Genomic DNA, 12602 nt, shown 5'->3' on the forward strand with positions numbered 1-12602 from the left:
TCCTGAGCGAATTCAGCGCGATGCGAAACATAGTTGTTGCTTAACCCCTGATGAAAGCTAGACTGACAACGAAAGAGCTGAAAAGGGGGAGGCGCGGTGGAGAGTATAAAAGGATCAGAACTAAACGTTCCTGATGCAGTTTTTGCCTGGGTGCTGGATGGTCGTGGCGGTGCCCGACCGCTGGAAGACAACGATGTCATTGATAATGAGCATCCCTGCTGGCTACACCTTAACTATACCCATCCGGACAGTGCCGACTGGCTGGCCACGACGCCGCTCCTGCCGAACAACGTGCGTGATGCGCTGGCGGGTGAAAGCCTGCGGCCACGTGTGAGCAGAATGGGGGACGGCACGCTCATCACTTTGCGTTGCATTAACGGCAGCACCGATGAACGTCCTGACCAGCTGGTCGCGATGCGTGTTTATATGGACGATGGTCTGATTGTCTCCACCCGTCAGCGTAAAGTTCTGGCGCTGGATGATATCGTGAACGATCTGAAAGAGGGCACCGGACCGACCGATTGCGGAAGCTGGCTGGTGGACGTCTGCGACGCGCTGACTGACCATGCGAGTGAGTTTATCGAAGAGCTGCACGATAAAATCATCGACCTCGAAGATAACCTGCTCGATCAGCAGATCCCGCCGCGCGGTTTTCTGGCGCTCCTGCGTAAGCAGTTAATTGTCATGCGCCGTTATATGACGCCACAGCGGGACGTATACGCCCGTCTGTCCAGCGAAAGGCTCAACTGGATGAATGACGATCAGCGACGCCGAATGCAGGATATTGCCGACAGGCTGGGCCGCGGACTTGATGAAATCGATTCCTGTATTGCCCGCACGGGCGTCATGGCGGATGAAATCGCGCAGGTGATGCAGGAGTCGCTGGCGAGAAGAACCTATACGATGTCGCTGATGGCAATGGTCTTTCTGCCGAGCACATTCCTGACGGGATTGTTTGGCGTGAACCTGGGCGGAATTCCCGGCGGCGCGGCCCATTATGGCTTTACCGCATTTTGCGTCATGTTAGTTGTTTTGATCGGTGGTGTTGCATGGTGGTTGCATCGTAGTAAATGGCTGTAAATTTACGCTTTTTTCAGCTTTTACGGAGATCAAAACGCTCTTTTAATTGAGCGAAGTCAATAAACAATGACCGCGTAAGGTGCAATATTACTCCCGCAGGTGAATGCAACGTCAAGCGATGGGCGTTGCGCTCCATATTGTCTTACTTCCTTTTTTGAATTACTGCATAGCACAATTGATTCGTACGACGCCGACTTAACTAGTCGGCTTTTTTTTGCCTCCTGTTCCCCAGCGTCTACCCTAAAAGGGACGTCAGTAAAACCTGGAGGGAATGATGAGCATCTTACTCGCTCTGCAACTGCAGTATTCACGTCAGTCCGATCCGATCCCCACCGATCCGACACCGATGCCCGATCCTGTTCCGCGTCCGCAACCGATGCCTGACCCGCCGCCCGATGAAGAACCGATTAAATTGTCGCATCGAACCCCGAGATCTGCGAGGATACGCGCCATCTGACCGCAAAGATGACCACGAGAGACTATTGTGACCGCTTTTTCAACCCTGAATGTACTGCCCGCCGCCCAACTCGATAACCTCAACGAGTTGGGATACCTCACCATGACGCCTGTTCAGGCGGCCGCATTGCCCGCCATTCTTGAGGGGCGTGATGTACGCGTTCAGGCTAAAACAGGGAGCGGAAAAACGGCGGCTTTCGGTCTGGGTCTGCTACAGCATATTGATGCTGCGCTGTTTCAGACGCAGTCTCTGGTGCTGTGCCCAACCCGCGAACTGGCGGACCAGGTCGCGGGCGAGCTGCGTCGTCTGGCGCGATTCCTGCCTAATACCAAGATTTTAACCCTCTGTGGCGGACAGCCGTTTGGCGCACAGCGTGATTCGCTTCAGCATCCACCACACATCATTGTGGCGACGCCTGGCCGACTGCTCGACCACCTGCAAAAAGGTACGGTCTCGCTGGATGCATTACACACGCTGGTCATGGATGAAGCAGACCGGATGCTGGATATGGGCTTCAGCGATGCTATCGATGAAGTGATCCGTTTCGCGCCTGCAGACCGTCAGACGCTGTTATTTTCGGCGACCTGGCCTGAAGCGATCGCCGCAATCAGTGGCCGCGTGCAGAAAAATCCGCTCACCATCGAAATTGACAGTGTTGATGCGCTGCCTGCTATCGAGCAGCAGTTTTATGAAACGTCCCAGCATGGAAAAATCGCGCTCCTGCAGAAGGTGCTCAGTCAGCATCAGCCCGCTTCCTGCGTGGTGTTCTGTAACACCAAAAAAGATTGTCAGGCGGTCTGTGACGCCCTGAACGCTGCTGGGCAGAGCGCGTTATCGTTGCATGGCGATCTGGAACAGCGCGATCGCGATCAGACGCTGGTCCGTTTCGCTAACGGCAGTGCCCGCGTGCTGGTTGCCACCGACGTGGCGGCGCGCGGTCTGGATATTAAATCGCTTGAGCTGGTCGTGAACTACGAGCTGGCATGGGATCCTGAAGTACACGTTCACCGTATCGGCCGTACTGCGCGTGCCGGAAACAGCGGTCTGGCCATCAGCTTCTGCGCACCGGAAGAGGCGCAGCGCGCCAATATTCTGTCTGAAATGCTGCAGATTAAGCTTAACTGGGTGAATGCACCGGGCAATGTCAGTCTCGTTCCGCTGGAAGCAGAAATGGCAACGCTGTGTATTGATGGCGGTAAAAAAGCCAAGATGCGTCCGGGTGATGTGCTCGGTGCGCTGACCGGAGACGTGGGGCTGGATGGGGCTGATATCGGCAAGATTGCGGTACATCCTGCACATGTTTATGTTGCTGTTCGCCAGTCGGTTGCCCATAAGGCCTGGAAACAGCTGCAGAACGGGAAAATCAAGGGTAAAACCTGTCGCGTTCGTCTGCTGAAATAAGGTTTAAACGCGTCTCAGACGGTGGTCTGAGACGCGTTTGCGTTATTTCACTATTTCACTTCTACGACATTCAGGCGCAGTTCTTCAAACTGATTGTCATCTTCTTCTGGCTGCCAGCCAGCAGGTTTCACGGGGATCTCTTCCCGGTCAAACGCCAGATCGCCGCCATTCACCACTTCCGACTCATGGTTGATGCCTTTGAAATCGAAAAGCTCAACGTCCGCGAGGTGAGAAGGCACCACGTTCTGCATCGCGCTGAACATGGTTTCGATACGGCCCGGGTAGCGTTTGTCCCAGTCACGCAGCATGTCACCAATCACCTGACGCTGCAGGTTCGGCTGAGAGCCGCACAGGTTACATGGAATGATCGGGAACCCTTTGGCCTGAGAGAACCGCTCGATATCTTTCTCGCGGCAGTAGGCAAGCGGGCGGATCACAATGTGTTTGCCATCATCGCTCATCAGTTTTGGCGGCATGCCTTTCATCTTGCCGCCGTAGAACATGTTCAGGAACAGCGTCTGCAGGATATCGTCGCGGTGATGGCCGAGTGCGATTTTGGTTGCACCCAGTTCTGTCGCGGTACGGTACAGGATGCCGCGGCGAAGACGAGAGCAGAGAGAGCAGGTGGTTTTGCCTTCCGGGATCTTCTCTTTCACAATCCCGTAGGTATTTTCTTCTACGATTTTGTACTCAACGCCCAGTTTTTCCAGGTATTCCGGCAGAATGTGCTCCGGGAAACCAGGCTGCTTTTGATCGAGGTTAACCGCCACCAGGGAAAACTTCACCGGCGCGCTTTGCTGAAGATTACGCAGGATCTCCAGCATGGTGTAACTGTCTTTACCACCTGACAGGCAGACCATAATGCGGTCGCCTTCTTCAATCATATTGAAGTCTGCAATGGCTTCACCAACGTTACGGCGCAGACGCTTTTGCAGTTTGTTCAGGTTGTATTGCTCTTTCTTATTAATTTCTTGATTTTGTTGCATTTAATCTGTACTCAAATTTCAAATGGGGCACCAGTGGGGCAAACGGTTTAGAGGGGCAGCTTCTGTCAGCATTGCCCTCTCTTTGCTGTTCATCTCTTCACTCTATGAAGCTTAGATTTCAAACACCCTCTGCGCATTTTAGTGCCCCATCTGACTGGCAATAAAAGACGGGTCAGCGCCTGCGGTTAACCACCAGCATGCGAAAGTGTGCCGTGTATGGTACGGATTGTTGCGCCGAATGCCAGCACGTTTTACAGGATTTTGAATTGTGGACGGCAGCAACCTTGCTTTGTGATATCGCATATAATGCGGCTTCGACATACTCTGAACATTCCAGTGGCTTGTGCTATGACCCTCAATCGCTTTTGTTATTTGCTTCTGTTGATCGCCGCAATCGGAAGTCTATTCACCTCGCATCCGTTTATCCTGTGGCTCCTGCTTATCAACGTACTGACGTTAGCGATGTATGGCGCCGACAAAATGGCGGCGCGAAGGGCCATGCGCAGAGTGCCGGAAGCCACACTGCTGGTATTTGGCCTTATCGGCGGATGGCCCGGGGCGATTATAGGTCAGCAACTGTTTCGCCATAAAACGCAAAAGCAGCCCTTCAAAACCTACTTCATTGTCAGTGTCATCGTCAGTATTTCAGCGATGGTGGCGGTGTACCAACTCTTTCCTGTTTTAACGTACTGAGCGTGTACAAACGGAATGCAATAACGCGCTGACCACGGTAGATAACTAAAAACGACTGCCAATAGTAGTAGGAATATTCTTAAGGTGTTGCTGTTTTTTGCACGATCTGAATAATGTGTGCAACGACACGGATGACAACATCTCATGAAAATTCAAGCTATTACACTGGCAATGCTGGTGGTCGTTTCTGCGCCTTCGAGGTCAGCTTTTCAGGAGCGGGAATATAATACCTGGTATATAAAAAATGCTGTTCTTTACGATATGACCCAGACTTCAGACGGTTTCCCGGTCATGTTGAGCATCTCCCAGCCTGAGCGGAAATCAGCAAATTTGCTGGTCTCCTATATCACCGAAGGGCGCTGTGGCGGGACCCGACAAGAACTTAACGTGAATGGCAAAGTGCTTCCGGCCACGTATTATTGTGTTCAGGTCGGGCAGAACCGGATAGAGCATTTTTCGGTGAAAGATGCACAGAGCGTTAACGGCATGGTTAACCATCTGAAATCGGATTTTACCTTACTTCTTCAAAACGACATCAAGGTCTGGGCCGCGAACATTAATGCGCCCAAATACGGCCTCGCGCCGCGATTCTGACATGTATACCTCGACCTCATCGCCTGTTAGCGTAGGGGTTACGCCCTGTATCACAGAATAAATAGCATCCGTGACAACGCCACGTTTTACCACAATCCTGCTACGCTTTTTGTGTTGTACAAGGGAGCACAAACATGAAGAACAAAGATGAACAAACGGGATTAGTGGGACTGGCAATTGGTGCCGCCGTTATCGGTCTTGTTTCAGCACAGCAACCCATCCATCGCGACAGTATTGTGAGTGAACTGGTCAGACTCGGCAGACAGAAAGGCGATGGCGTTGAAGATGAGGTTTTCGTTAAGGCTGCCGAGCTCGTGAGAAAGGGGGTGTAACCGATGGCTGATATTCGTCATGCACAGTGCCATTGTGGCGCGGTGGCGTTTACCGTTGAACTCTCAGACGGATTAAATACCGCCCGGCGCTGCAGCTGCTCTTTTTGCCGGATGCGGGGCGCCGTGGTGGTCTCGGCACCGCTGTCGGGCATTACCGTAACGAAAGGGGCGGATAAGCTCACGGAATATCGTTTTAACACAGGAACAGCCCGCCATTTCTTCTGCTCGGTCTGCGGGATTTATACCTTCCATCAGCGGCGTTCAAATCCCAACGAATACGGCGTGAATGTGGCCTGTTTTGAAAATGTGACCCCCTTTGATTTTGCCGAAGTGACGGTGATGGACGGCGTTAATCATCCCGCGGATGGCGACAGCGGGGTTTTCGGCTACCTCTCTTTTCGTCAAAAAGAAGCGTAACTGCCGCCTGGCCAGATTTTAACAATGCGGCCTATAGTGGGGAGTGGGTATCCGAAACAGGAGAGAAATATGCTGTATGTTGAGAAAGACGATCCGCGTGAGGCGCCTGAGTCAGGTGATAAAAAGCCTCAGCCGGTCAAAAAATAGTCCGTTTATACGTTTCCCGCCACCGGCCCTGCTGGTGGCGTATTGTTTGGGGGAAACCTTAACTGCCATCCAGATGGTTCAACAGCGCGCCGAGATGCCCAACGACACCACCAAAATCAAAAATTAACGCCATCCATATAATCGCCAGAAGGGTAAGTACGGCAACTGATACACGACCAAACAATGCAGTTATCCTTAATGAAGCAAAGTCTATAAGGCTAGTCTACATGGGTTTCTTTAAACTTACCCTTAACGACACCGTCATAAATTTTCCTTTTGAGATGATTCACACATTCACTGAGCCGAGAGGCGCGAAGAGAGGGAAATATGATGGGAGAGAAGAGGAGGGCTGGCTTCAGGCGTCGCAACGAAAATAAAGAGCCCGCATCACGATGCGGGCTCTTGGGATCAGAACTGGTAAACCAGACCTAATGCAACGACATCATCCGTGCTAATGCCGTTATTTTTGTAGAAACTGTCATCTTCATCCAACAGGTTGATTTTATAATCAACGTAGGTGGACATGTTTTTGTTGAAGTAGTAGGTTGCGCCTACGTCAGCATATTTAACCAGATCCTGATCGCCCTGACCGTTGGCCAGGTCTTTACCTTTAGACTGCAGATAAGAAATTGCCGGGCGCAGGCCGAAGTCGAACTGATATTGCGCGGTCACTTCAACGTTTTGCGTTTTATTGGCCACGGCATCCGTATTATCGCCATAAGGGGTCATATTGCGGGTTTCAGAATACATTGCCGCCAGATAAATATTGTTGGCGTCATATTTCAGGCCTGCAGTCCAGGCATCCGCTTTATCGCCACCGGCAGTGGTATTCATCACCTGTTCGTTGGTACGGTCAGAAGAGGTATAGGCAGCACCCGCGCTGATACCCATGCCAAAGTCATAGGTGGTGGAGATACCGAAGCCGTCACCGTTCTCATGGCGCGTGTCGCGACCATTGTTGGTGCCTTCCTGGTTGTTGCTGGCATCTTCGTTCTTACCCTGATACTGCAGGGCAAAGTTCAGACCCTGTACCAGACCATAGAAGTCAGTGTTACGGTAGGTTGCAACCCCGTTGGCACGGCCAGTCATAAAGTTGTCTGCATTGGTGTAAGAGTCACCACCGAATTCAGGCAACATATCGGTCCAGCCTTCCACGTCGTACAGAACGCCGTAGTTACGACCGTAATCGAAGGAGCCATAGTCACCGACTTTAACACCGGCGAAGGCCAGACGCGTCCATGACTGGTTATTAGACCCTTCAGTGTTATTGGCCTGGATGTTGTATTCCCACTGGGCGTAACCGGTCATCATGTTGTTGATCTGGGTTTCACCCTTGAAGCCCAGACGCATATAAGTTTGATCGCCATCTTTAGAGGCATCGTCGGAGAAGTAATGCAGACCATCTACTTTTCCGTACAGATCTAATTTATTGCCGTCTTTATTATAAATTTCTGCAGCATGCGCAGCGCCAGCCATTAACAGCGCTGGAATCATCAGGGCCAGTACTTTTCTTTGCATTTTGGAATTCCTTTGCAGTTGTTTTTATTTAATTACGTATTGAACTTTCCGCACGAGAAAGCTGTCTCATGCTAAATCACTCCTGACCAAGAACAATAAAATATAATTGTTACGAGTTAAGTTAATTCTTAACCGGATTATGCGACGGAAATAGTCATTGGTTTTATGAATGATTTAAAGCTAATCATATTAAATAAAAATTATTAATTGCCCATTAAATCAGATAATCTCAGCGGCGTTATATGCCTTTAAGATTTTTCATCCATAATTTATGTGAATGTCATTTAGTGAATTAACGTGATGTTCATTAATTATCTGGACTCGCCCGGTGTGAATACATCGGGCTTTTTTTATGGCAAAAAAATGCCCGGACAAGCCGGGCAGAGGGAGAGTCAGTCGCGGGTGGGTTTTTCCGCTTTTCCGGCCATTTGCGCCAGGAAATCATACCGTTTTTGCAGATCGGCGGCGGCATCTTTCCACAACTGCTCGGCCACCTCTGGTTGTTGCGCGTTGAGGCGACGGAAGCGCTGTTCCTGCATTAACGTTTCGGCCAACGCATCGGAAGGCGGGCGTGAATCCAGCGCCAGAGGCAATTTACCTTCATCGGCGCGGCGCGGGTCGAACCGGTAGAGCGGCCAGAAGCCGGTTGCGGTCAGCTGGCGCATCTGATCGTGGCTGAGTGCCAGGTCGTAGCCATGCTCTTCACACGGGCTGTAGGCAATGATCAGCGACGGACCCGGGTAGGCTTCCGCTTCCTGAATGGCTTTCACCGTCTGGTTCAGCTGCGCGCCCAGCGAGATTTGCGCGACATACACATGGCCGTACATCATCATGCTGACGCCGAGATCTTTACGCGCCTTGCGCTTGCCGTGTTCACCAAACTTAGTTACTGCGCCAAGCGGAGTAGCTTTTGACGCCTGGCCACCGGTGTTGGAATAGCACTGCGTATCCAGAACCAGAATGTTGACGTTTTCGGTAAGGCTTAACACATGATCCAGCCCGCCAAAGCCGATGTCATACGCCCAGCCGTCACCGCCAATCAGCCAGATTGATTTTTCCACCAGCGCGTCAGCGTCGGTCAACAGCTGCCCGGCACCTTCTACGCCCTGCAGAGCGTTGCGCAGTTCCGCAACCTGCTCACGACGACGTTCTGGCGTTGCATCGGCGTGCAACGCCTCATTCAGCTCCGCCGGGATGTGGCCGGCAAACTGTTCCAGTAACCGCATCACGCGTGCGCGGTGCTGGTCAACGGTCAGACGGAAGCCCAGACCAAACTCGGCGTTATCCTCAAACAACGAGTTCGCCCATGCCGGACCGCGGCCATGGGCGTCGGTGGTGTACGGCGTGGAAGGCAGATTACCGCCATAGATTGATGAACAGCCCGTGGCGTTAGCGATCAACATTCTGTCGCCGTACAGTTGCGTGAGCAGCTTGATATACGGCGTTTCACCGCAGCCGGAGCAGGCGCCTGAATACTCGAACAGCGGAGTAATGAGCTGCGAAGTACGTATATCAATACGCTCCAGCGTGCTGCGGTCGATCTCCGGCAGGTTCAGGAAGAAGTCATAATTTACCTTCTCTTCTTCGACATGCTCGAGGCGCGACATCATATTGATGGCTTTGATGTCCGGATCCTGACGATCTTTCGCCGGACAGACCTCAACGCACAGATTACATCCGGTGCAATCTTCCGGAGCGACCTGCAGAACATACTTCTGTCCGCGCATATCACGGGATTTCACATCAAGTGAATGCAGGCTGGCCGGGGCGTCTTCCATCGCTTCCGGGGAGACCACTTTGGCACGAATGGCCGAGTGCGGGCAGGCTGCTACGCAGTGGTTGCACTGGGTACACAGCTCCTCTTTCCAGATGGGGATTTCTTCGGCGATGTTGCGTTTTTCCCAGCGCGTGGTGCCCATCGGCCAGGTGCCATCCGGCGGCAGCGCGGAGACGGGAAGGGCATCACCCAGCCCGGCCAGCATGGCTGCCGTCACGGTTTTCACGAAATCCGGTGCCGCGTCAGAAACCACCGGTGGACGGTTCGGGCTGGACGCATCAACCGCTTGCAGCGGTACTTCAAATAAAGACTCGCGTGCCAGCGCCAGCGCCTGCCAGTTACGCTCGACCAGCTCCTGACCTTTACTGCTGTAGCTTTTGGCAATCGCTCCCTGCAGTTCCATCAGCGCGCTGTCTCCCGGCAGGATCTGCGTCAGGTGGAAGAAGGCCATTTGCATCACGGTGTTGATTCGCGCGGCAAGGCCACACTCGCGGGCAATTTTTGCAGCGTTAATGACGTAGAAGCGGGCTTTTTTCTGGTTCAGCACCGCCTGCACTTCCTGCGGCAGCCGCGACCAGACTTCATCCACGCTGTATGGCGTATTGAGCAGGAAAATACCGCCCGGTTTCAGGCGCTCTGCCATCTGGTACTTATCGATGAACTGCAACTGGTGACAGCCCACAAAATCAGCCTGCGAGATAAGGTACGCCGAGCGGATAGGGTGCTCGCTGACACGCAGGTGGGAAACGGTCAGCCCGCCTGCTTTTTTGGAGTCGTAGACAAAATACCCCTGGGCATACCACGACGTGGAGTTCCCGATAATCTTAATGTTGTTCTTGGTCGCGGAGACGCTACCGTCGCTGCCCAGTCCATAAAACAGCGCCTCAAGTTTTGCGGTGGAAGGCAGCGTGTTTTCCGGCAGGGGCAGAGAGAGGTTGGTCACGTCATCATAAATACCGACGGTAAAGCGCGGTTTTGGTTTAGCCTCGCTCAGCTCATTAAACACCGCCAGCACACAGTCCGGGCCAAACTCTTTGGAGGACAACCCATAGCGACCCCCGATCACGCGCGGCAGTGTTTCGCGCTCACCGCAATTAAACGCTTCAGCCAGCGCGGACATGACGTCCAGATACAGAGGTTCTGCGTGGGCGCCAGGCTCTTTCGTGCGATCGAGCACCGCCACGGTGCGCGCGCTTTCCGGCAGGGCGGAGAGCAAATGTCGCGCGGAAAACGGCCGGTAGAGCCGCACTTTGAGCACGCCGATTTTTTCACCACGGGTCAGCAGTTCATCCACCACCTCTTCACAGGTGCCAATGGCTGACCCCATGAGCACAATGACCCGTTCCGCCTGCGGATGACCGTAGTATTCAAACGGTTTGTATTGACGTCCGGTGGCCGCGGCAAAATCATCCATCGCCTGCTCAACGTGATCATAAACGGCGTTGTACCACGGGTTCGTTGCTTCCCGGGACTGGAAATAGGTATCCGGGTTGGCCGATGTCCCGCGGATCACCGGGTGTTCCGGGTTCAGCGCACGGGCGCGATGCGCGTCGATTTCCGCCTGCGGCAGAAGATTGAGGAGGGTGTCGTCAGCCAGCGGAACAATTTTATTGATTTCGTGAGAGGTACGAAAACCATCAAAGAAATGAATAAAGGGCACGCGACTCTTCAGCGTCGCCATATGCGAAATTAACGCGAAGTCCTGTGCTTCCTGAACGCTGCTGGCGCACAGCATGGCGCAACCGGTCTGGCGGACGGCCATTACGTCTGAGTGATCGCCAAAGATGGAGAGGGCGTGTGTCGCAACGGTTCGTGCGGCAACGTGAAGCACAAACGGGGTAAGTTGTCCTGCCAGTTTATAGAGCGTCGGGATCATCAACAATAATCCCTGCGACGACGTGAATGACGTCGACAGAGCTCCGGTCTGCAGCGCCCCGTGGACGGTCGCGATAGCGCCAGCCTCAGACTGCATTTCCACGACTCTTGGGACGTCGCCCCAGACGTTTTTCAGTCCGTTTCCCGCCCAGGCATCGGCCTGCTCGGCCATCGTAGAACTTGGCGTAATTGGGTAGATGGCGATAACTTCACTGGTGCGAAACGCGACGGACGCGACTGCACCATTACCGTCAATAGTTTGCATAGGACAACACCCTTACATTGCGCAAAAAAAGGAGCCCGAAAAAAACACAACGGGCTTTGAATATTATTCCCTTAGTTTAGCAAAGGTCGGATTTTACGATTTTCGCTTTTGTGTCCTCGGTATTCTCGACATCAATGAGTAGATCAATCTTTTGGCGAAAAAATTGCGAGAAATTGTTTCAGGAGCGCATAAATACGCACTTTCGCTCTCGACGACACGGCATGTGATGCCTATTATGCATAGGTTTCGCATTATTAATGGGGGAGAGAGAGCATGCGTTCAGCATTTTGGGTCGGGTGTGCCGCGTTATTATTATCGGCATGCAGCAGTGAACCTGTTCAGCAGGCAACGGCGGCACACGTAACGCCGGGAATGAAAGCGGCGATGTCCAGCTCCGGACAAGCCAACTGCGCGATGATTGGCGGCTCGCTGTCTGTTGCCCGCCAGCTTGACGGCTCAGCTATCGGGATGTGCGCATTGCCAAACGGCAAACGCTGCAGTGAACAGTCGCTTGCCGTAGGATCCTGCGGAAACTACTGATTACTCCGCACGCTTAAACATTAGCGTTTTATCGGCTGTCGCCAGCGTTAACTGGTCTTCAGTCAGGTCGACCTGCGCCCCTTTGCGCAGCATGTCGCCAATGGCCTGATCCAGTTCGTTTAACTGTGGTTCGGTACAGAGCTTGCGCGTCATGGCGAGCGTTTTGACCTTGAGCTCACCTTCGGACAATTTCCCCTGTCCGTTAAACGTGTTACACATCACGCCGGAAACGCTAATGTTATTAACCAGACTGATATCAGACAGGGCTTTGAAGCTGATCTCTGGTTGCGTTGTCGTGGCCTTAACGGCTTTCCCGTCCACATTCTCCAGCACAAAACGGTGGCTCTTAAGTTGGTCCGGCTGAACGGAGGCTTTACCAGGATTAACGCACCCGGTGAGGACAAGACTGATAACACTTAACGCAATGAGCTTTTTCATTTTTCTTCTCAGACGATAGATACTGTGAATCTTTTTTTCAGTGTAACGATACTCTGCCGTGCGTTAATGGGGTTTATCTGAA

The 12602-nt window shown here is 52.8% G+C and carries 14 protein-coding genes and 1 pseudogene; 9 read left to right on the forward strand and 6 right to left on the reverse strand.

Going from position 1 to position 12602, the window contains the following annotated elements; translation table 11 throughout:
- Positions 1-96: 96 nt before the first annotated feature.
- The 3 genes from zntB to dbpA all read left to right on the forward strand — a co-directional run bounded on the left by zntB (position 97) and on the right by dbpA (position 2938).
- Complete coding sequence (gene zntB / locus F8561_RS11175; RefSeq protein WP_014170313.1) at positions 97-1080, forward strand: zinc transporter ZntB; 984 nt, start codon at positions 97-99, stop codon at positions 1078-1080.
- A gap of 274 nt (positions 1081-1354) precedes the next feature.
- On the forward strand, positions 1355-1537 hold the full coding sequence (locus F8561_RS11180) for a hypothetical protein (protein WP_020882481.1): 183 nt from the start codon (positions 1355-1357) through the stop codon (positions 1535-1537).
- Positions 1538-1564: 27 nt separating this feature from the next.
- Positions 1565-2938, forward strand: coding sequence for an ATP-dependent RNA helicase DbpA (gene dbpA, locus F8561_RS11185; RefSeq protein WP_014170312.1), 1374 nt, complete (start codon positions 1565-1567; stop codon positions 2936-2938).
- A gap of 50 nt (positions 2939-2988) precedes the next feature.
- Here dbpA and ttcA read toward each other — a convergent pair whose 3' ends face one another.
- Entirely contained in the window at positions 2989-3924 is a 936-nt protein-coding gene (gene ttcA / locus F8561_RS11190; RefSeq protein ID WP_138013879.1) for a tRNA 2-thiocytidine(32) synthetase TtcA, read from the reverse strand.
- Positions 3925-4065: 141 nt separating this feature from the next.
- Positions 4066-4182: pseudogene (locus F8561_RS11195) on the reverse strand (site-specific integrase); the annotation flags it as partial.
- Between the two features lie 90 nt (positions 4183-4272).
- Between F8561_RS11195 and F8561_RS11200 the strand changes: the two are divergent.
- The 5 genes from F8561_RS11200 to F8561_RS24395 all read left to right on the forward strand — a co-directional run bounded on the left by F8561_RS11200 (position 4273) and on the right by F8561_RS24395 (position 6107).
- The gene (locus F8561_RS11200) at positions 4273-4617 is read left to right on the forward strand and encodes a DUF1294 domain-containing protein (protein ID WP_020884005.1); all 345 of its coding nucleotides are present in this window, start codon (positions 4273-4275) and stop codon (positions 4615-4617) included.
- A gap of 144 nt (positions 4618-4761) precedes the next feature.
- Entirely contained in the window at positions 4762-5211 is a 450-nt protein-coding gene (locus tag F8561_RS11205; protein ID WP_151887451.1) for a hypothetical protein, read from the forward strand.
- A gap of 134 nt (positions 5212-5345) precedes the next feature.
- On the forward strand, positions 5346-5543 hold the full coding sequence (locus F8561_RS11210) for a hypothetical protein (RefSeq protein WP_014170281.1): 198 nt from the start codon (positions 5346-5348) through the stop codon (positions 5541-5543).
- A gap of 3 nt (positions 5544-5546) precedes the next feature.
- Entirely contained in the window at positions 5547-5960 is a 414-nt protein-coding gene (locus F8561_RS11215) for a GFA family protein (protein WP_047356426.1), read from the forward strand.
- A 69-nt stretch (positions 5961-6029) separates the two neighbouring features.
- Entirely contained in the window at positions 6030-6107 is a 78-nt protein-coding gene (locus F8561_RS24395) for a hypothetical protein (RefSeq protein WP_223263916.1), read from the forward strand.
- Positions 6108-6165: 58 nt separating this feature from the next.
- On the opposite strand, the gene F8561_RS24520 is transcribed toward F8561_RS24395, so the two are convergent.
- The 3 genes from F8561_RS24520 to nifJ form a co-directional block, all read right to left on the reverse strand.
- Positions 6166-6291, reverse strand: coding sequence for a hypothetical protein (locus tag F8561_RS24520; protein WP_255320659.1), 126 nt, complete (start codon positions 6289-6291; stop codon positions 6166-6168).
- Positions 6292-6515: 224 nt separating this feature from the next.
- Entirely contained in the window at positions 6516-7625 is a 1110-nt protein-coding gene (gene ompC / locus F8561_RS11220) for a porin OmpC (RefSeq protein ID WP_068794672.1), read from the reverse strand.
- A 392-nt stretch (positions 7626-8017) separates the two neighbouring features.
- Positions 8018-11542, reverse strand: coding sequence for a pyruvate:ferredoxin (flavodoxin) oxidoreductase (gene nifJ, locus F8561_RS11225; RefSeq protein ID WP_151887452.1), 3525 nt, complete (start codon positions 11540-11542; stop codon positions 8018-8020).
- Between the two features lie 273 nt (positions 11543-11815).
- Between nifJ and F8561_RS11235 the strand changes: the two genes are divergently transcribed.
- Positions 11816-12082, forward strand: coding sequence for a DUF333 domain-containing protein (locus F8561_RS11235; protein WP_014170276.1), 267 nt, complete (start codon positions 11816-11818; stop codon positions 12080-12082).
- On the opposite strand, the gene hslJ is transcribed toward F8561_RS11235, so the two are convergent.
- Positions 12083-12520 (reverse strand): heat shock protein HslJ, encoded by a 438-nt coding sequence (gene hslJ / locus F8561_RS11240; protein ID WP_014170275.1) that lies wholly within the window; start codon positions 12518-12520, stop codon positions 12083-12085. It abuts the gene before it with no gap.
- Positions 12521-12602 lie beyond the last annotated feature (82 nt).

Origin of the sequence: Enterobacter sp. 198 (assembly GCF_009025585.1) — a bacterium.
Classification (GTDB): Bacteria; Pseudomonadota; Gammaproteobacteria; order Enterobacterales; family Enterobacteriaceae; genus Enterobacter; species Enterobacter ludwigii.

Coding starts and splice junctions, on each gene's coding strand:
- ompC (WP_068794672.1), bottom strand. CDS start 7,625: ATGCAAAGAAAAGTACTGGCCCTGATGATTCCAGCGCTGTTAATGGCT.
- F8561_RS11200 (WP_020884005.1), top strand. CDS start 4,273: ATGACCCTCAATCGCTTTTGTTATTTGCTTCTGTTGATCGCCGCAATC.
- hslJ (WP_014170275.1), bottom strand. CDS start 12,520: ATGAAAAAGCTCATTGCGTTAAGTGTTATCAGTCTTGTCCTCACCGGG.
- ttcA (WP_138013879.1), bottom strand. CDS start 3,924: ATGCAACAAAATCAAGAAATTAATAAGAAAGAGCAATACAACCTGAAC.
- F8561_RS24395 (WP_223263916.1), top strand. CDS start 6,030: ATGCTGTATGTTGAGAAAGACGATCCGCGTGAGGCGCCTGAGTCAGGT.
- F8561_RS11205 (WP_151887451.1), top strand. CDS start 4,762: ATGAAAATTCAAGCTATTACACTGGCAATGCTGGTGGTCGTTTCTGCG.
- nifJ (WP_151887452.1), bottom strand. CDS start 11,542: ATGCAAACTATTGACGGTAATGGTGCAGTCGCGTCCGTCGCGTTTCGC.
- F8561_RS11215 (WP_047356426.1), top strand. CDS start 5,547: ATGGCTGATATTCGTCATGCACAGTGCCATTGTGGCGCGGTGGCGTTT.
- F8561_RS11235 (WP_014170276.1), top strand. CDS start 11,816: ATGCGTTCAGCATTTTGGGTCGGGTGTGCCGCGTTATTATTATCGGCA.
- F8561_RS11180 (WP_020882481.1), top strand. CDS start 1,355: ATGAGCATCTTACTCGCTCTGCAACTGCAGTATTCACGTCAGTCCGAT.
- F8561_RS11210 (WP_014170281.1), top strand. CDS start 5,346: ATGAAGAACAAAGATGAACAAACGGGATTAGTGGGACTGGCAATTGGT.